General features: G+C 38.8%; 14 protein-coding genes. All 14 read left to right on the plus strand.

All coding sequences use genetic code 11. The features are described from left to right. Nucleotides 1-266 precede the first annotated feature (266 nt). Nucleotides 267-2,072, plus strand: a complete 1,806-nt coding sequence (locus F606_RS0119125) for a sensor histidine kinase (protein ID WP_019555494.1) — start codon at nt 267-269, stop codon at nt 2,070-2,072. A gap of 1 nt (nt 2,073) precedes the next feature. Next, a complete protein-coding gene (locus F606_RS0119130) occupies nt 2,074-3,678 on the plus strand; it encodes a response regulator (protein ID WP_019555495.1) in 1,605 nt (534 codons plus the stop codon). Nucleotides 3,679-4,212: 534 nt separating this feature from the next. After that, entirely contained in the window at nt 4,213-5,601 is a 1,389-nt protein-coding gene (locus tag F606_RS0119135) for an S-layer homology domain-containing protein (RefSeq protein ID WP_019555496.1), read from the plus strand. A 48-nt stretch (nt 5,602-5,649) separates the two neighbouring features. Continuing rightward, nucleotides 5,650-7,395, plus strand: a complete 1,746-nt coding sequence (locus F606_RS0119140; RefSeq protein ID WP_019555497.1) for a glycosyl hydrolase family 28 protein — start codon at nt 5,650-5,652, stop codon at nt 7,393-7,395. Nucleotides 7,396-7,435: 40 nt separating this feature from the next. After that, the gene (locus F606_RS0119145) at nt 7,436-8,077 is read left to right on the plus strand and encodes a lactate utilization protein (protein ID WP_019555498.1); all 642 of its coding nucleotides are present in this window, start codon (nt 7,436-7,438) and stop codon (nt 8,075-8,077) included. 36 nt (nt 8,078-8,113) lie between these two features. Further along, the gene (locus tag F606_RS0119150; protein ID WP_019555499.1) at nt 8,114-9,199 is read left to right on the plus strand and encodes a glycoside hydrolase family 88/105 protein; all 1,086 of its coding nucleotides are present in this window, start codon (nt 8,114-8,116) and stop codon (nt 9,197-9,199) included. Nucleotides 9,200-9,397: 198 nt separating this feature from the next. Then, on the plus strand, nt 9,398-10,924 hold the full coding sequence (locus tag F606_RS0119155) for an MFS transporter (RefSeq protein ID WP_019555500.1): 1,527 nt from the start codon (nt 9,398-9,400) through the stop codon (nt 10,922-10,924). 32 nt (nt 10,925-10,956) lie between these two features. Continuing rightward, nucleotides 10,957-12,162 carry a dienelactone hydrolase family protein gene (locus F606_RS0119160; RefSeq protein WP_019555501.1) on the plus strand — a complete coding sequence of 402 codons (1,206 nt, stop codon included), beginning with the start codon at nt 10,957-10,959 and terminating at the stop codon, nt 12,160-12,162. Between the two features lie 395 nt (nt 12,163-12,557). Further along, nucleotides 12,558-13,898: an ABC transporter substrate-binding protein gene (locus F606_RS0119165; RefSeq protein ID WP_019555502.1), complete on the plus strand. Its 1,341-nt coding sequence runs from the start codon at nt 12,558-12,560 to the stop codon at nt 13,896-13,898. Nucleotides 13,899-14,090: 192 nt separating this feature from the next. Beyond that, on the plus strand, nt 14,091-15,596 hold the full coding sequence (locus F606_RS0119170) for an IMP dehydrogenase (protein WP_019555503.1): 1,506 nt from the start codon (nt 14,091-14,093) through the stop codon (nt 15,594-15,596). Nucleotides 15,597-15,788: 192 nt separating this feature from the next. Next, nucleotides 15,789-17,915: a BglG family transcription antiterminator gene (locus F606_RS0119175; RefSeq protein ID WP_019555504.1), complete on the plus strand. Its 2,127-nt coding sequence runs from the start codon at nt 15,789-15,791 to the stop codon at nt 17,913-17,915. Between the two features lie 2 nt (nt 17,916-17,917). Beyond that, a complete protein-coding gene (locus F606_RS0119180) occupies nt 17,918-19,807 on the plus strand; it encodes a PTS mannitol transporter subunit IICBA (protein WP_019555505.1) in 1,890 nt (629 codons plus the stop codon). 109 nt (nt 19,808-19,916) lie between these two features. Next, nucleotides 19,917-21,077: a mannitol-1-phosphate 5-dehydrogenase gene (locus F606_RS0119185; RefSeq protein ID WP_019555506.1), complete on the plus strand. Its 1,161-nt coding sequence runs from the start codon at nt 19,917-19,919 to the stop codon at nt 21,075-21,077. Between the two features lie 197 nt (nt 21,078-21,274). Next, on the plus strand, nt 21,275-21,429 hold a 155-nt coding region (locus F606_RS21735), incomplete at its 3' end, for a transposase (RefSeq protein WP_019555507.1).

The following is a 21,429-nucleotide window of genomic DNA, read 5'->3' on the forward strand; positions in this document are numbered from 1 at the left end:
CGAACTTCATGTGTCACGATTTGTACATCCATGATTAGACTCCCTTCGAGTTTTTTAGCCTCTAAAAGAATCTAAAAAGCTCTAATTTAGATATCCTGAATGTATTTTCTCATGATGCACACTGATTGTACAGGTGATGGTTTAGTTGACGCTTACTAAAAAACTCTTAGAGAGTCGAATCCTGGCTGTATAAAAAGATTGAATAAAACCATCTCTATGCATATAATAGGTAGAGATGGTTTTGTTTTTCTGAAATGAGGTGCAGCTTGAATAAATTTAAAAATTTGACGAATTGGCTGCATGCTAAGGTTGCACAGAAAATGTTATATTCGTTGAAATCAACAATTCTGAGTTTTTACATACCGATTATTATTTTATTTATCTTTATGACAGGTACGATTTCCTATTGGCTGGCAGCGCAGCAAATTGAGGACAATGCATATAGTAATGTGCAGACGATTGTTTTTCAAACAGGGAATTATCTGGATAACCGCTTTGCTGATGTCCTGCAACAGCTGATAGAACTTTCCAATGATCCGGATGTGTTGTCTGTGATCAATAAGGACCCTAAGGATATCAGCCCGGAGGATTACATACGAGTGCAGTCTCATGTTAATACGATTCGATCACTGAATGGGACGATGATTGATTCGATTTATCTTAACTTTCATAATAATAAGTTTATTTTTTTCCGTGGTGATGATCCAAATATTGTAACTCCTTTTAGTTATAAACAATATCGGGATCAATATAAAGATAATCCTTATGATATATATTGGCGCAATTCGAATCCGTCAGATGCAAATCAAGAAGAAAATGTAAGCCTTTTCAAACTTTTTGGCCGTGGCAATGCAAAGATCAATGGAATTATTTTATTTAGTTTCCGGCATGATTTTTTTGAAAAAGTTTTTAGTCGCTCTTTACTAAGTAAAAGTGGTTATTTAGTATTAATCAATAAGGCGGGAATCTTGACTTTTAAAAAAACGGACAGTGCTTATCAAATGACCCCAGATGTAATTCAAAATTTGCAGCAAACGAAAGAAAAATCAGGGAGAATTGAGTTTAAAAATGCGCAAGGAGAAAATCTGGTAGCTATTTATGAGACGATTCCCAGTAATCAATGGAAGCTGGCAGCTGTTTTTACGCAGGCTGAGATACTAGATAATGTGAAATATATCAAATACATTACAGTATCCATTATTATTTTGTTGATTCTTATTGCGGTAGGGTTGACGAATATACTGGCTGGTTATATTACAAAACCGATTTCTTTATTAGCGGATCATATGAAGAGCATAAAAGGTGATAATCTTGAATTTGTTTCGAGTATCCATTCCATTAATGAAATTGGTGTACTGGATCAAGGGGTTCAGGATTTGGTGCAGCGAGTTAAAGTTTTGCTGGAACAGATTAAAGCGGAACAGGAAAGTAAACGACAGTTAGAATTTTCGGTGATGCAGACACAGATCCATCCGCATTTTTTATATAATACACTTTATTCGATTCAAGGATTATGCGATATGGGGTTAACGAAAGATGCAAGTGCTATGGTAACGGCTTTGGCGAATTTCTTTCGCAGTAGTATCAGTTGTGGCAAAGAAATTATTACGGTTGAAGAAGAATTGTCGCATATCCGCAATTATTTATTTATTCAAGAGATGCGCTATGGAGATGTTTTTTCTTATGAAATTAATGTAGATTCTAAGCTTTTTCCTTATAGTATTGTCAAATTAACGTTGCAGCCTTTGGTGGAAAATGCCATTTATCATGGTATTAAACAGAAACGCGGTATTGGCTGGATTACTGTTAATGGATATACCAAAGATGGTTTTTTGTATTTTGAGGTAGAGGATAATGGCTTGGGGATGACACCAGAACGATTGACAGAAGTACGGGCCGGGCTGGCAGATAAAACATTAGGGCGCATTAAAATGGGTTTGGGTGTTCGTAGTGTACACGAAAGAATACAGCTTTATTATGGAACCAATGCTGGTCTTAAAATAGACAGTGAGTTAAATATAGGGACTGTGATGACGGTTATGATTCCCATGGAAAGATTGGAGGATACGTAAAATGCATAGGATTTTGATTATTGATGATGATCGCATTATTCGCCGTGGGCTGGCAAAAATTATTCCCTGGGAAGAATATGGTTTCCAGCTTGTTGGTGAAGCCGCAGATGGCGAGCAAGGATTAAATTTGATTGAAACAGAATATCCGACGATTGTAATATCGGATATTAAGATGCCGTTTATGGATGGTTTGGAATTGGCGCAAATTGTTAAGGAACGGTATCCACTCATTAAATTGATACTTTTGACGGGGTATACGGATTTTAGTTATGCGCAGCAAGCTGTAAAAGCGCATGTTTTTGATTATTTGTTAAAACCGGTCGACAAGGAAAATTTATTAGAAAAAGTACGAAATGCGGCGAGTGAATGGGATGCTGAGAATCGTGTGCAGCAAAAAATAAATGCTGCCAATCCATTTTTCCGTCGTGAATTTTTAAAAAAATTAATGGAAGGAAATGGCGAGGAAACAGAGCTTCGACAGGATGCCATGTCATTAGGCATCGATTTAACGGGGCAGACATTTATTGCTTTTTTAATTAAGATTGATGAATATCATCAAGATTCTATGGAAATGGCAGACTTTATCGAACGGCAGAAAGCTTTCAAGTTTTGTGTGGTAAATATGTGCGAAGAAGTCACGCACAGTCAGCGAACCGGAGGCGTGGTTGAACTCGATCAGGACGAACTGGTGCTGTTATATTCTAGCAATGAGACAGTGCAGGTGGCAGAGGAAAATGGTCGTTACTTAGTGGAACAAATACAAAAAATGGTACATAAATATTTAAAAACGACCGTAACCATTGTTTTGGGTGGTGTCCATCAAGGCATCTTGGGTTTGCGGTTATCCTACCAAGAAGCACGGTCGCTCCTTGATTTTCGGCATTTTATTGGTAAAGATAAGATATATTCTTTATCTGATATTAAACTGTCTTCCCAGCAGGCTGTGAGTTTGCAGACGGAAGACAAGGTAAATGAACTTGTTCAGGATGTAAAGCTTGGGTTAGCGCAGGATGCATTAATGGCCATTGATGATTTAGAACATGTGATGATTCAGGAAAAGCAAATGTCACTTTATCATGTTCGTCTTTTATCGGTGTGGCTCGTAATCTCTTTGTTTTGCGGCAGTGCGGAATGGGCATCTGATTGGGAACATGTGCAGCGCAAAAACATGTCTTTGTATTATATCCGGATTAACGAAATGCAGACAATTCGTGAAATTTTCAACCTCATTCGTTCGGTGGTTGGTGATTTGGCTGAATTTATGGCTGGTAAACGGGAAAGCCATCGAGGCGGAGTCATTGGTGAGGCCGTGAAATATATGGAAAAACATTATGTAAAACAGGGACTTTCCTTGCAGGATGTAGCCAGTCATATCCATATTAATCCAGTTTATTTAAGTACATTATTCAAACAAGAAAAAAAAATTACCTTTTCTGATTTTTTATTACAGGTGCGTATGCAAAAAGCAATGGAGCTTTTGCGTAACCAAGATATGAAATGTTATGAAGTAGCGGATATGGTCGGCTATAATACACCAGAATATTTTAGTGTATGTTTTAAAAAGCACACAGGTATTTCCCCGATTGAGTTTAAAAACAGGTTGTAAAGCATTTTATGCTTTACAACCTGTTTTTATATCATATCATAAATTTTTATTATCACAGGAAGACGAACTATTAGTAATTATCACAATATTTCAAATCAAACTACAATATCTAAAGAAAGTGCAGAGTTATCTTAATATTTTGAATTCCTTAAAAACGTACTGCGAACTATAATGAAATAAATGCTGGTGATGATATATATTAAAAATCCTAGAACTGCAGCGTGTGTCATACAGTGTTCAATAAAATTTTAGTTGGGAGGAGATAAAAATGTTGAATTTTTCTGGATAGGGATCGGTGATTATACATGTACTTATTTTTTTTGTCAAAATGTTAACCGGTTTACGTTATCGTAATACAAAGATGGATTTATTTTTTATTGGCTGCAAAATAAGTCAGAAAACACGGTGCTTTCTGGTGGTGTTCGTTTTTATACATACGCAGTGTTGTGGACTATTCTGCGAATTGTTTGTTCCTATTAAACTAATTTTAAAATTTGTGATTAAGGAAAATAAGAATATAAGGGGATAGAAAAAATGAAAAAGAAATTGGCGATGAGTTTAGCATTCTGTATTGCTTTTGGGATGGAAAGTGCTGTATTTGCAGCAACGGATAATCCATTTGCTACCGTTCCCATGCAGCATTGGTCTTATCAAACCGTAGCGGAGCTCGTTCATGATGGTTTAATTGATGGGTATAAAGATGGAGATTTTAATAAAGATCGCCCGCTGACTCGTTATGAAATGGCCGTTATGACAGCCAAAGCAATGTCAAATGTAAAAAAAGCCGATTCGGCAACGCAAACACAGATTACGCAGCTGGAAATGGAATTTAAAGATGAATTAACGGATATGCATGTTCGGATACCAGGGGTTACACCGCCCGCACCAGTCGTTGCGGCTCCGGCTGCGCCAAAAACAGATGGTCTTAAATGGAACGGAAATATCAGAGTGCGTTACGATCATAAAACAGATCATAACAATGCCAAAGGTGACACGACGGGTACAGGTGTCAAAGACTCATCCTATTATTATGAATTGACAGGGACTACACCGATTGGCGGCGGTTGGAATGGACTGGTTCGTTTCTTAGGCGCACGCGATCGTGACGGACAGGATCGCGGTGGTCAGGAAAATACAAACGGGCAGTTTGATATGTCACGACTCTATATCTATGGCCCAGTTGGCAATGGTACATTAAAGGTTGGGCGTGATAAAGCCGGAGCCATTAATGGGATGGTCATGAATGAATATTATACAGGTGCCGTTTACAGTTTTGGTAATAAGGCCAAAGTCAATGTAACGTATGGTAAACCGGATTACAACTCGACAACACGTAATACAACTGGCGAAACGGTAAGCAAGGACGATCGTGGCATTAATGAAAGCTACATAAATCCAAAAAATGTTGGCATTAATTACGTTCAATTGGATGTAACCTATCCATTGGATGAAAAAACAAATCTTTATGCGGGTCTATGGCATACAATGGCCGATAACAAAAACTATAAAGATCCAAAAGGGAATGCAGTTGCCAGTTATGAAGATACGAATATTTGGGAACTTGCCTTTGATCATGATATTGCGAAAAATCTGAATTTTGGAGCAGATTATGCAAAGTCAGATCGCGATGATCAAAATACAGCTTATAATTTCTCGTTGGCATATCGTACAGCAGATAAAAAAATAGCGCATTCTTGGTCGACGGAAATCGATTATGTCCATTTGGAAGATCAAGCTTATATCAAATCAACGTTTGATATTAAGGATAACAAAGTTGGACGTAAAGGCTGGCAGTTTATCTATAAATATGTTCCAACAAAAAATATCCTTTGGACAACTCGCTGGTTGCAGAGCAAGGATTTGACGGGAACCGATAAAACGAGCGAAAAATGGTTGCGTTCGCAAGTTGAATTTTTCTTCTGATCCATTGTTTGAGTCAAGTTGAAAAGATAGTGAAGGAGCGAATTAGGAATGAAAAAATATGTCAGACAAATCGTATTGATTATGGTATTAGGGCTATTAATGAGTTCCGTGACATTTGCTGCAAGCCTTGCAGTACCACAAAATTTAAAGGTTCCAACCTTAGCTGTTGATGAGCAGAGCATTACCCTAGTTTGGGAAAAAACGGAAAACCAAACTGCTATTGTGGGTTATCACATATACATGAATGATAAGCTGCTTGGTAATGTCCAATCGGATAAGAGCTCGGCAGCGAAGCCAAGTATAGATAAATTTTATGCGGAAAATGCAAAAGCGCAGGCAATCATGAAACATTCCTATATTGTGACAGGGCTGAAGCCTTCTACGGACTATAAATTTACGGTACGCGCTGTCGATGCAAAAGGCACTGAGTCAGCCGATAGTAATATCGTGAAACAAAAAACGACAGCTGTTCCGACCATATTTAATATTGAGTCGTATGGGGCTGTTGGTGATGGTACAACGCTGAATACCAAGGCTATTCAAAAGGCGATCGATGTTTGTACACCCAGGGCGAAAGTGCTGGTTCCGGCTGGGGTGTTTAAAACGGGCGGGATTTGGCTTAAAAGTAATATGACCTTGGAAGTAGCCAAAGGGGCAACGTTACTTGGCTCTGAAAATGCGCAAGACTATACGTATCATTATAAACTTTACCCATATTCTAGCGACGAACGATTTTTCGCTTTAATCAATGCCGGACCAACGACCAAAGAACCCGTTGTTGAAAAAATTCGTATTGTTGGTGAAGGAACAATCGATGGAAATGGCTGGAAAAAGAATGCAGATCAAACAGCTTATTTATATGCAAAAAATAAAACAGATAAGGCTGGTGTAATGGATCCGAATCATGTGCTGAATATCGGAATTTTGGCCAAAGCACAGGTAGAAGCTTTAATGAAAGATGGACAAACGTTTAAATCTTCGTATCCAAGACGGTCAAGTTTGATTTTATTACGTGGTGTAAAACAGGTTTATTATGGCGGCATTCACGTGATCAATCCGGCAAATCATACCTTAGTGAATGTTAAGTGTGATGATGTAACCATTAACGATGTTACGTTCCGTACGTTTGACTGCAATAATGGCGATGGAATTGAGTTTACACATGGCAATGGCTTGACTGTAATCAATAATTATTTTGATACAGGCGATGACTGTGTTAACTTTGCCGCGGGGCTTGGCAGCTTAGGGCAAAAAGATCCTTCAACGAAAAACATCTGGATCTTTAATAATTATTTCAACCATGGACATGGCGCAGTTGTAACAGGCAGTCATACGGCAGCCTGGATTGAAAACATTTTGGCGGAAGATAATGTAATTGAAAATACAGACATTGGTTTTCGGGCGAAGACGGCACCTCAAATTGGCGGTGGTGCCAGAAATATCATTTTCCGTGACAATGCCATGAAAAATATCAGATTGCAGGCCTTTATCTTTACGTCCGGATATTCTGATCCAAATGCAGTTGTAGAATATCCAAAGGCGAAAACACCAGGTCAATTCAAAAACATCAGAATTGAAAATTGTACGATTGATGGAGCTGGCGGAGCCGCCATTGAAGTGCAGGGCTTGGAAAATGCATTCCATGAAAACTTGATTTTCTCAAATTTGCTCTTTAAAAATACCAAACCGATGCAGTTGAATTATTTAAAAAATGCAAGTTTTGAAAATATTGTTTTCGAAGAAACGAAACCAATAAAAAACGATAAAAAGAAGAAAACAGAAGCTGGAAAATAAGTATGAAATTCTATTTTGAAAGAAAGGAGGTGGTTTATAGATGGAGACAATTAAACAGTGGAAAAACATCTGTAAAGCCAAAACAATCGTTGCTGTTTTAAATAAAAAACATTTTCAAGCTTCGTATGTATTAAATCTTGCTGAAGCAAAAGAAAAATTAATATCGATGATTGATGACGGAGCCAGTGTTGCCCTTGGTGGGTCAACTACTTTAAGTGATATGGGGATTGTAGACGTTTTAAGAAATGGGAATTATGCTTTTTTTGATCGGTATCAAAATCTTCCTTTTGATCCTGATATTGTAGAAATTCATCGTAAATCACTTATTGCTGATTTTTTGTTGACTGGAACGAATGCAATTACGAAACAGGGTGAGCTTGTCAATACGGATTGCACGGGCAATCGTGTTGCGCCGATGATTTTTGGTCCGAAAAATGTCATTATTGTTGCCGGGGTTAATAAAATTGTTGAGAATTTGGAAGATGCTTTTAAACGGATCAGAGAGATTGCACCGATGAATTCGAAGCGGATTAAACATGAAACACCTTGTGTGGAGACTGGGTATTGTGTAGATTGTGATTGCAAAAAACGGATATGTAACTTTACAACGATTATCCATAATGGAATTAAGTTTGAAGGACGTATCAAAATTATTATCATAGCGGATGAAGCAGGCTATTAAATTAGATTATTTATGAAAAGGTTATGAGGTGGCAAAATGAAAAATTATGCAAAGTGGATGGCAGATTCGATTATAGCAAGAAATACAAATTTAACAGATCATTGGGGCTATGAATATGGGTTGACGCTCGATGGTATTGCCAAAGTATGGCAGCAATGTGGTGAGGAAAAGTATTTAAATTTCATTATAAAAACAATGGATCATTTTATTCAGGATGATGGTACAATCACTGGTTATCGCTTGGACGAATATAATATTGATCATTTAAATAACGGCAAAATCTTAATAACTTTGTATCAAGAAACCGGTGAAAAAAAATATAAAGCAGCATTGCAAAATCTCAGAAAACAAATCGATACACATCCACGGACGAGTGAGGGAGTTTTCTGGCATAAAGAAATGTACCCGCATCAGATTTGGTTAGATGGACTTTATATGGGAGCTGCTTTTTATGCGGCTTATAGTAAAGCCTTTGATGATCGTGCGGCTTTTGATGACATTGCCAAACAGTTTATCATTGCTGAAAAAAATCTGAAGGATGCAAAAACAGGACTCTTATATCATGCTTGGGACGAAATGAAGCAGCAAGAATGGGCTGATAAAAACACAGGTTTGTCACCACATTTTTGGGGGAGAGCAATGGGCTGGTATGTCATGGCTCTTGCTGATACGTTGGAACTTTTCCCTGAAGATAATGAACATCGCAGCCAGTTAATCCAAATCTTTAATGAATGCATTCAGGCACTTTTGAAAGTGCAAGATAAAAAATCTCAGGTGTGGTATCAGATTCTTGATGAGGGTGACCGTCCGGGAAATTATCTTGAATCATCGGGCTCTTCGATGATTGTATATGCACTGCTCAAAGGTGTACGACTCGGTTATTTACCAATTGGTATGAAAGAAACAGCAGAGGCTTCTTATGACGGGTTAGTCAGGGAGTTTATTTCAGAAACGAAAGTCGGGCTGATTAATTTAAATAAAGTTTGTTCGGTAGCTGGTTTAGGAGGCAAAGAAAAACGGGATGGAACCTTCGCCTATTATATGAGTGAACCCATTGTCAGCAATGAACCGAAAGGCTTAGGACCATTTGTTTTGGCATCGGCAGAACGTGAAATACTCTAACGGAAAAAATGCAATTGTAGAATATAGAGAACGCATTAAAAAAATTACATCCAGTCTATCAGTCTGCCAGGAATTGGGTATAGGGCATCGTTTGCTTCCTACGTAACGCCACTCAACCCTATACCCAATTCCTGACGATTGCCATATACAATATTTAATACAACTTATATATTATAAAATTTTAGGGGAGAGAAAAATATGAAAACGAGAAAAGTCACATGGTGGAACGTAATTGGTTATGCTTGTTTGAATTTTCTTGGCGGTGGTACGCAGGCCTTGTCATCAGCATTTTTAATGTTGTTTTACACAGCTGCTTGCGGTATCAGCCCGATACAGGCTGGTCTCATCTTTACGATTGCCCGCCTTCTTGATGCAGTAGGAAATCCGGTCATGGGTTATATTAGTGATAATTTTGGACGGACACGGCTCGGCAAAAAATTTGGCAGACGACATTTCTTTATTATGCTGGGAATTCCTGGCGTTCTCATCACGTATCCGCTGCTCTGGCTTTCGGGTCAGACGTTCACATTCTATTTAATTGTTAATATACTCTATGAAATGGTCTTTACAATGGTAATCGTTCCGGGACCAACACTTCCTGCTGAAATGACACAAATCGCTTCTGAAAAAACGAAGCTGGTGTCCGCAAAACAGTACTGTGGTACATTTGCCAGCACGATTGCCCTTCTTTTTCCAGCGGCTTTTTTTCAGTATTTTGGTGAAGGCTCCGTTGATGCCTATTTCTATACGGGGTTGTCCTATGCAGCCATTACGTCGCTTTCGCTGGTTGCTGTATATTTCCTTACTTTTGAAAGAGCACCTGAAGATATCGTTTATGCTGAAAAGATGGGGAGTATCCATCATGTGCTTGTGAAGATGGTCAATGATATCTTTGCTAGTATGAAAATTCGTGCATTTCGGATTCACTCAGGTATGATGCTTTTGATTGGTATTTATAAAAATCTTGCAGCTGGTGTATTTACGTACTATGTAATTTATGCACTGATGCTGTCGAAGAGTGCAACGTCCGTTATCACAAGTTTTGCAACCCTGATTTCCTTTATTGCACTCGCTGTATTTATTGCATTGTGCTATAAATACGGGGGGCCTGCGGCATTTAAGGTTGTTGGTGTTATTGTAACAGTGTCGCTGGTTGGTTACTTTGTACTCTTCCAAGGGCGGATCGGTATGGAAGAAAACATGGTTATCGTATGGCTTACTATTTTGGCAATTGTCAACAATGTTGGTAAAGCCGGCGCAGATTATATTCCTGTTTTTCAGCTTCCGTTCATGGCAGATATTGATGAAGCTGTAACAATGGAAAGACGCGAAGGCATCTTCACAGGAGTAAATGGTCTTCTATCTAAAGTAGCATCCGCAGCAGAAGGCTTTTTGCTTGGTGTTGGTCTTGCTTACTTTGGCTTTGTGAAAGGTGCTGGTGAACAGACTGCAAGCGCTATTGATGGTATCCTAGTCATGACGATTGTTGTACCAATTATTCTCTGCGTGGTCATTTGGTTCATCTCGCGTAATCTAAAACTCACCAAAGAAACGCATAAACTTCTGGTTGATGAAGTTCATAGAATTAAAGACGGTGGCAGCATGGCTGATGTAACACCGGAAACAAAGGCAGCTGTTGAGGATTTAACTGGCTGGAAATATGAAAATTGTTTTGGTCATAATGATCTGCTTTATCATGAAAAGAAAAAAGAAATTATCGTTTAATAATTGCTTCGCAATAAAGTGAGGGAGATTGCATGAAAAAAATATGTAGTATTCTTCTCGTAGCATGTTTTTTTGTATCTTCTTTTACGAACGCCTCAACAAGAGTATTTGCGCAGGCACCTGTAAAAGAAATGGTAGATGGTGATTCGAGTGCTTATCAAACCAATGGAGTGATAAGTAAACAAAATCTTCCGGTTTTTTATGAGAAGCTCAAGGCGAAACTTACGTATCCGATGTCTTGGAATTCAGGAAAGTATCTGAATTTCAAAACATGGAAGAGTGCAGCAAAGGCCAGAGTTATGGCGGCGTTGCCGACGGAAAAAACTGTACCGTTTGATGCTAGGGTTATTGCTGAAGAAGACCGCGGTACTTATATCGCGCAGAAGATTGCTTTCAACATAACACCAGAGAGTCGGGTACTTGCGCTTTTTTTGATTCCTAAAGGCAAAGGGCCTTTTCCGGCTGCTGTGTTATTGCATGATCATGGGGCGAAGTTTGATATTGGTAAAGAAAAACTGATTCGTTCTTGGGGCGATTCAGCCAAGGACGTATCCGCGCAGCTGTGGGTACAAAAATATTTCAGTGGTCGTTTTATCGGTGACGAGATGGCAAAACGTGGTTATGCGGTCATTGCAGTGGATGCTTTAGGCTGGGGTGATCGTGGCCCGTTGAAATCTGATGATCAGCAGGCTCTCGCGAGCAATATGTTCAATCTTGGCAGCTCTTTGGGGGGCCTGATGGCATATGAGGATATACGAACAGTTGATTTTCTGACGGTACAACCACAGATTGACAAAAAGAAAGTAGTGGCTGTCGGTTTTTCGATGGGAGCCTATCGAGCTTGGCAGCTTGCGGCACTTTCGGATAAAATCAAGGCTGGAGCTTCAATTTGCTGGATGGCAGAGGATAAAGGTCTCATGACACCAGGGAATAATCAGCTCAAAGGGCAATCAGCCTTCCAAATGATGTTGCCGGGGGTAATCAATTATCTGGATTATCCTGATGTGGCGAGTCTGGCAGCGCCCAAAGCAATGCTTTTTTACGATGGCAGTGATGATGGATTATTTCCAACAATAGCGGTACAGGCGGCCTATGATACTATGCGTAAAGTCTGGAAATCTCAGCAGGCAGACAATAAACTAGAAACGAAGATTTGGCCAGGTCTTGGACACGTCTTTGTGCAGGCACAGCAAGAGGCTGTATTTGATTGGCTGGATCGACAAATTGTTGTTAAATGAATTTATTAATAAGAGCCGTTCTTTCAAGGATTCGATCACGATGAACGGTAAAACTTCAGTTAATACAAAGCAATTTTTATCGTGTATGGTGTAGGGAATTCCTGTACATTTCATACAAAATATGGTACATTAATAGGCAGATAGAGCAGTAACGGAAATATTTTGAATCAACATATTGTTCATCTTTTCTATAGAGCAATATGTGAAACCGTTTTTACGTCCATAAAATCCGCTGCAGTTTTTTGCAGCGGATTTTTGATGGTCTGGTGGATATATCTAATTTATAGCTTCGATTTTTGTTGAATTTTTTAAAAAATCAAAATAGTGCGTGTATTTTGAACTATATATAAGTCAAAGTTAACTTTATAGTATCGTGCGAAGGAGCGGCAATCACTATGTTTAATAAAGTTTTCTGGAGTTTATTATTTGCAGGTGTATTGTTTGGTATCATTGCAACGGCGTTTCATTTCGCAAGAGATGATACAGTGATGAAACAGCCGTTTAAAGCAGTAGAAAAAGTGAATGTTGTTTTTTGGGATGAAAATGCTGGTCCGGATCGAACCCCTTATTACAAGGTATTGATCCAGGAGTTTGAAAAGCAAAACCCGACAATCCATATTGAGTATGTTGGGCTGCCGAAACAGACTGCTAAACAAAAAATCGATAGCGCAATTGCATCGAATGATCTTCCGGATGTATGTGGTGTCCAAACGAGCTGGCTGGCCGACTTTACGTCACAAAAAGTTTTATTGGACTTGGACCCTTTATTTGCACAATGGGATGAAAAAGACAGACTATCACCAGCGATTATTGAATCGAATCGTGAGATGGTACTGGATAAAAAATTATATCAGCTGCCGAATACGATGAGTATGGAGATCTTATGGTATCGCCCAGATTGGTTTGCGAAAAAACAAGTCAAAGTTCCCGATACTTGGGATGAGTTTTTCTCTGCAGTAGAAAAATTGACGGATAAAGACCAGCAGCGTTATGGTTTTTCGATTCGTGGCGGTAACGGTGCATCGATACAATTATTGCGGATGATGTTTGCTTATTCCGGCTTTACGGATTTTTTTGATAAAAACGGGAAGTGCCGCATCAATGATCCAAAACATGTTGAGTTTGTAAAAAAATATTTAGCGCTTTATCAAAAATTTACACCAATCAGCGATGTGACAAATGGTTATCGTGAAATGATCGCTGCCTTTGATACTGGAAGTGTGGCTATGGTGCAGCATAATATTGGATCGTATTCACAACATCAAAAATCTTTAAAACCGGGGGAATATGCACCACTGCCTCTGCCAAAAGCCGCGAATGGTGATTTTATTCAAGAGGGCGGCAATATTGACGGGTATTCTGTTTTCAATACAAGCAAACACCCTAGAGAAGCCTGGCTGTTTATAAGCTTTTTGTGTTCGCAAAAAAGTCAAAGCTATTGGAATAAGAGTATTGGTCAAATTCCAACGCATATGGATTCATTACAAGAACCATGGGCGCAAGAATTACCACATATGCAGTTAGCTTTACGGATGTTTTCGAATCCACATTTGAAATTTTATCAACCGCCAATGTATTTACCGGATTATCGATCTATGCTGGATCAGACTGGGGATCAGGGGATTCAAGCAGTTATGATTGGCAAAAAATCAGTAGAAGAATTTCTGAATGAATGGGCCTTGACCTTTGAACGATCAAAACAAAGATATGATCTGTATGTACGGAGTAAAAAGTAAAACCTGGTCTGTAATTCGATCAGGTTTTTATTTTGAATTTTCTCGTTTTTGATAAAATTTATATAATTTTAGTTGACAAACATATTCAAAACGTACTATCATATATAACAATATCTATAGAAGTTTGCTTTTAGCAGTAAAAGAAATTTCTTGTTGCAACTACAGAATTTTGAAAGAAAAGAAGGGGTTAATTTGGCATTTTATTTTAGTGAAGCATCTCATACGTTTGGTGAATATTTACTGGTTCCGGGTTATTCTTCGGCAGACTGCGTTCCAGCGAATGTTTCATTGGCAACACCGTTGGTAAAATTCAAAAAAGGTGAAAAACCTAAAATCACAATGAATATTCCAATGACCTCTGCTATTATGCAGGCAGTTTCCGACGATAAGATGGCGATTGCATTGGCCAAAGAGGGCGGTGTTTCCTTTATTTATGGTTCACAGTCCATTGCAGAGGAAGCGGCGATGGTTGCTCGTGTTAAAACTTATAAATCTGGTTTTGTAAACAGTGATTCGAATATTAAGCCAACGACGACACTGGCTGAAATTTTGGCACTGAAAGATTCTACTGGTCATTCCACCATGGCAGTTACTGAGGATGGTACGCCGACCGGAAAACTTCTTGGTATCGTAACCAGCCGTGATTATCGTGTTACACGAATGACAGAAGATACAAAGGCAGAAGTCTTTATGACACCTTTTTCAAAATTGGTTCATGCGGATGCACACACGACTTTGCCAGAAGCCAATGATTTGATTTGGAAACATAAACTTAATATGCTTCCTTTAATTGATAAAAATCAGCGTTTGCGCTATATGGTTTTTAGAAAAGATTATACAGATAACAAAGAAAATGAATTAGAAATTATTGATGATAAAAAACGCTATATTGTTGGAGCCGGAATCAATACGCGTGACTATGCAGAACGCGTTCCAGCGCTTTTAAGAGCAGGAGCGGATGTACTATGTATTGATTCATCGGAAGGCTTCTCAGAATGGCAGAGAACTACGCTGCAATACATTCATGAAACATTTGGCGAAGATGTTAAAGTGGGTGCTGGCAATGTTGTCGATCGGGCTGGTTTTAGATTTTTGGCAGAAGCTGGAGCTGATTTCATCAAGGTTGGTATTGGCGGCGGGTCTATTTGTATTACGCGTGAAACCAAAGGCATTGGCCGTGGACAGGCTACGGCATTGATTGATGTTATAAAGGCGCGCGACGAATATTATGAAGAAACCGGAGTTTATATCCCTGTCTGTTCGGATGGTGGGATTGTGCATGATTTTCATATGACATTAGCCCTTGCTATGGGCGCTGATTTCATGATGCTTGGTCGCTATTTTTCGCGTTTCGATGAAAGTCCTACCGATAAAGTACGAATCAATGGAACGTATCTCAAAGAGTATTGGGGTGAAGGTTCCAATCGAGCTAGAAACTGGCAGCGTTATGATTTAGGGGGAGATAAGAAACTTTCTTTCGAAGAGGGTGTTGATTCTTATGTACCTTATGCCGGATCGCTTAAAGATAATATTAATATTACACTCAGCAAACTTCGTTCGACGATGTGCAATTGCGGCTCACTCACGCTGCCAAACTTTAGACGGGATGCGAAACTTACGTTGGTGTCATCAACTAGTATTGTTGAGGGCGGTTCGCATGACGTTATTTTAAAAGATAAATTTTCATCAAGAGATTAACCCTTTAGAGGTGCGGATTCCGCACCTCTTTAATTTTGTCCATAATCGTTATGGTCGAAACAAAATGTCTTTTGATTGTGTTTGCTAAATAGATAAATTATAATGAGTTTAACTTAATTAAGGATTCGCAGCAAGCAAAATCGAATTGCTTGATCGGGCTTCTAAGTGATCATAGGAGGCTGAAACATAAATATGAAAATAAGTTCAAGAGCAAAAGCAATTTTAGCTAAAGTCTGTCAGGAAACATCCTATATAACGATTGCCGTCATTGCAAAAGAACTGGATGTAAGTGCCAAGACAATTGTACGTGAACTGCCTGAAGTCGAAACTGTACTAAAACGGTATGGTCTTGAACTCGATAAAAAAACAGGTGCGGGTATCGGTGTTCATGGGAATATGACTGCTTGTACACAAGTGCTGCAGCTTTTGGATGAATCCAGGGATGAACATACTTATTCACCGCTTGAAAGACAAACTGTTATTATTAGTAAATTATTACAAAATCAAGCACCTGTTAAATTATTTGAGTTTGCTTCTATTTTAAAAGTAACCGAAGGAACCATTAGCAATGATCTCGATAAATTAGAACCTTGGTTTGTCGCACATGCCTTGGTACTGGTTCGTAAGCCGGGGCTGGGTGTTTACGTTGAAGGTGAAGAAAATGATATTCGGAAGGCCATTGTCCATTATATTTATGAAAATATCAAAGAAGATCAGCTTTTAGATCTTGTCCATGATAATCTAGTTGAAAATCCAGCAGTTAAAACGGCTTCCTTAAAAGAAACGCAGAATTATCTACTGGATCTTGTCGATGTTAATGTCATACACAAGCTTGAAAAAGCGGTTCGCGATGTTGAAACGCAAATGAAGTATCAATTGTCGGATAATGCTTTTGTTGGTTTGATTGTCCATTTGGCTTTAGCTGTACAACGACTTAGAAAAAGTGAAAAAATAGAAATAAATAAAGACTTCCTCAATGAATTACAAGAAAAAAAAGAATTTTCTGTCGCAAGAAAAATCAGTGAAAAAATTGCTGACCTGTTTGCTATTGCTGTACCCGATACGGAAATTGGCTATATTACGATGCATTTATTAGGGGCTCGGAACCGGTACAGCAGTCATGGTGCATCCATGAATGTTGTGGATAATTTTCACTTGGTGAAGCTGGCAAAATCCATGATGCGGATCGCCCAGCAGGAAACAGGGAAAGCCTTGCTTCAAAATGAAAAGCTTTTAGTTGGTCTTGTTAATCATTTAGGACCTTCAATCAGCCGATTAAAAATGAAGATGGATATTCGCAATCCCCTGCTAGAAGATATGCAGAAACATTATCCAGAACTTTTAGAAATCAGCCGTAAATGTGTAAAAGATTTAGAGCATGAACTAGAGTTGGTTTTGCCAGAATCAGAGCTTGCTTATATTGCTATGCATTTGGGGGCAGCAATTGAAGATAGTGATCAACTTTCTAAGATTGAACACCGAATCCTTATTGCTTGTCCAACGGGAATGGGAACATCGCGCATGTTAGCGAGTCGGATTCAAAAAGAATACGCTAATCTTAAAGTCGTTGATGTGATTTCAGCACTTCATGTGAACAATCTATACATCAATCAAGTACAAGCGGAATTTGTTGTTTCAACGGTTCCTATACCAAATTGTATGCTGCCAGTTGTTGTTGTTAATTCACTACTCAATGAAGTGGACAAAGAAAAAATCAATAAGCAGATTGTCGTTTTAGGAGAAACTATTTTAAAACAGGCAGCAAAGATGCCGGCTCCATATGATTTTAAAACCCATTTAATGCAGCTTAATGAATACAGTCGGGCGATTGTTGATCTTTTGGATTCTTTCTTTTTTGCTGAGGACAAAGACGCATCGACGATTATGGAACTTTGTGAAAATATTGGCAAGCTGGTTGATCGTGATGCGGCAAAACAAAAAGCTATAACGGCTGCTTTGTTGAATCGTGAAGAATATGGTGGCACGGTAATTCGCGGCAATCAGATGATTTTATTGCATTGTCGCAGTGCAGCTATTTCGCATTTAACATTTGGTATTATTCATTTAAATCAATATGAAGCCCAAACTGAATTCGAAACGAAAATAGAACAAATTAAAACAGCGATTGTCATGCTGGCACCTCAAAATGCGCATAAATACAGTCTGGAAACGATTGGTTATATATCAACGATTTTACTCGAACGCTGGGGTCTGATTGAGTTATTACATGAAGGCGACCAAAAACTAATTTATCTTGAGTTAGTAAAAATATTTAAAGAATTTTATCAGAAAAAATATAAAATATTATTGGAGGGTTAGACATGAACGAAAATACTTCGAATGGAAACATCCAAGCCAAAATCCAGAAGTTCGGTCGTTTCTTAAGCGGCATGGTTATGCCAAATATCGGAGCTTTCATTGCTTGGGGGCTCATAACGGCATTATTTATTCCGACTGGCTGGCTGCCAAATGAAGGACTGGCTAAATTAGTTGGTCCGATGATTACATTTTTATTGCCACTTTTGATTGGTTATACTGGTGGTAAAGCAGTTGCTGGGACACGCGGCGGGGTGCTTGGTGCAATTGCAACAAGCGGCGTTATCATTGGGGCAGATATTCCAATGTTTATTGGTGCGATGATCATGGGGCCGCTTGCCGGCTGGGTTATCAAAAAATTTGATCAGATCGTTGAAGGGTCTGTTCCGGTTGGCTTTGAAATGTTAGTCAATAACTTTTCGGCTGGTATTATCGGTGGTATTTTAGCAATTATTGCCTATACTGGTGTCGGTCCGGTTGTGCTGGCATTAAACAGTGTTATACGATCTGGTGTTGATATAATCGTTACAGCTGGTATGCTGCCAATTGCTTCTTTGTTTATTGAACCAGGTAAAATTTTATTTTTGAATAATGCGATGAATCATGGTATCTTGAGTCCAATTGGAATTCAGCAGGCCCAGGAAACAGGCAAGTCTATTTTCTTTCTGCTTGAACCAAATCCAGGCCCAGGTCTTGGTCTGTTGCTTGCTTATTGGGTATTTGCCAAAGGTATGGCAAAAGATTCAGCTCCTGGTGCCATTATTATTCATTTTCTTGGTGGTATCCATGAAATTTATTTCCCGTATGTATTGATGAATCCAATTTTGTTGCTCGCAGTTATCGCAGGTGGCATGAGCGGTGTATTTACATTTGTTCTTCTTGGCGGCGGTCTTGTTGCAACTCCGGCTCCAGGCAGTATTTTTGCAATCTTGGCACTTACGCCAAAAGGTGTGTATTTTGCCAATATTGCGGGTGTAGTCGTTTCTACGGTTGTATCTTTCCTTGTAGCATCTGTTTTTGTGAAACGCTCGGCGAATCAAATGGATGATAGTGAACTTGAAGCTGCAAAAGGTGCCGTAAGTGAATTAAAAGGTAACAAGAATACTTCCGGTACAGTTGTGGCTGGCAGTGCTTTGAAAAAAATCATTTATGCTTGTGATGCCGGGATGGGATCCAGTGCAATGGGTGCCAGTGCTTTGAAAAACAAATTAAAGAAAGCCGGCTATACACATGTGTCGATTACAAATTGTGCGATTGAAGATATTCCAGCTGATGCACAAATTGTCGTTACGCATGAAAAACTGGCAACGCGAGTGCAAAATAAAGTACCACAGGCAGAACATATATTTGTTAAAGATTTCATTCAAAATCAAGTCTATGATATTATTTCCGCAAGACTGGCAGGTCTTGAAAAAGTAGCAGTAGAAGTTAATAATACGTCCGATACAGTGATTCAAGATCAAAATTTATTAACGAAAAACAATATCAAAGTAGGACTTACGAGTGTTACCAAGGCCGAAGCAATCCGCATGGCGGGCCGTATGCTTGTTGACAGCGGCTATGCAGAAGAACCTTATGTGGAAGCTATGATTGAACGTGAACAAGATATCAGCACCTATATTGGTCGTGGTATTGCTATCCCGCATGGTGTATCATCAGCAAAAAATTCAATTAAAAAATCGGGTTTGGTTGTACTTCAGTTTCCAGACGGCATTGACTTTGGTGAAGAAACCGCCTATTTGATTGTTGGGATTGCTGGTAAGGACAATGAACATTTGGCGATTTTGGCAAATATTGCTACAGCGCTGGATGAATATGAGTCTAAAGTAAAAGAACTCTATACAACGAAAGATAAAGATCTGATTTACAAGTTATTTACCAATACGAATGAATAAATAGGAATAAAAATCGCCGGAGCTTGTAAAATGATACTATATTTTGCAAGCTCCGGCGCTATGATACAATAAGTATACTATTGTTAAAAAAATTAGGGGGCATATATATATGAAAGCAGTACATTTTGGTGCAGGTAATATCGGGAGAGGCTTTATTGGCGAATTGCTCCATGATTCTGGATTTGAGATTACGTTTGTTGAAGTTGGTCAGGAAATTGTTGATCGTATAAACGCTACGCATACGTATGATCTTTATATTATTAATCGAAATTACGAAAAGAAAACGATCGATAAGGTAAAGGCTTATTCACCGATTACACAGGAAAAAGAAATTATTGCGGCAATTGTGGAAGCGGATATTATTACCACTTCAGTCTGGGCAGACAATCTGCCTAAAATTGCCAATACAATGGCGCGTGGACTAAAGGCGCGTTTAGCTGCCGGTAAAAGCAGAGTGAATATCATGGCGTGCGAAAATGCATTTTTTGCTACGAATATCTTGAAAAAAGCTTTATTAAATTGTACAGAAGGCATGACAGAAGATGAAATGACTAAAATTGGCGGTTTTGCTAATGTTTCGGTGGACCGAATTGCATTGCATTCTATTAAAGATGGTGTAAGTGTGCCGGAAATTGACGAAGCGTTTGAACTTGTCATTGAAAAAAATAAGTTGGTTGATCCGTCAGCAGAGCCAATCAAAGGGGCAGATTATGCAGATAATCTTGATATGTATTTAGAAAGAAAATTGTATATGGTAAACAGCGGTCATGCGGCGTCTGCTTATCTTGGTCAGCTTTATGGCTGTGCAACCGTGCAAGAAGCTTTGGCAAATCCGATGATTTTAGAAGAAGCTGTCGGTACGATGAAAGAAGCAGCTAAGGTTCTTGTGAAAAAATTTGGTTTTAAAGAAGCAGATTTACAGTATTTTATTGATAAAAACATTAAGCGTTTTACATTCCCTGCGCTGAAAGATGAAGTGCTTCGTGTGGGTCGTGCACCTATTCGTAAACTTGCGGAACAGGATCGCCTTGTAGGTCCGGCTAAACAAGCCGAAGCCTATGGCTATGAATATAAGCATCTTGCGAAAGCCATTGCTGCAGCATTTTTGTTTGTCAATCTGGAAGATGATCAGGCAATTGAAGTTCAGGACTTTGTCAAACAAAATGGCATTGAAAAAGCAATTACTCATTATACCAATATTCAGGCGGATACTGAATTGTTTAAAGTAATTTTGTCAAATTACAATGATTTGCTTCGTGTAAAAAAATAAGAGCCTTTATAAAGTGCAAAAGAGCAGCCTTGAAATCTGTTGGGATTTTCAGGCTGCTCTTTTTATTTAACTGTTCGAAATAAACCACCGGCTTAGCCGGCGGAATCGACGGTTTTGACTTTAGTCGAAAAAAAATCCCTGTTACAATAAATGCAGGTCTAGCCAACCGCATAAAAAATAACAGGGAGGTCTTTATCATGCAAGATAAAGATATACAAAGTTTAGAACATACTAAGTGGAGATGTCAATATCATATTGTTTTTGCGCCTAAATATCGTCGGATGGAAATTTATGGAGAACTGAAAAAAGATATTGGTTGGATATTAAGAAAGTTGTGTGAAGATAAAGGAGT

This window comes from Propionispira raffinosivorans DSM 20765 (assembly GCF_000381065.1).
GTDB classification, from domain to species: Bacteria; Bacillota; Negativicutes; order Selenomonadales; family Selenomonadaceae; genus Propionispira; species Propionispira raffinosivorans.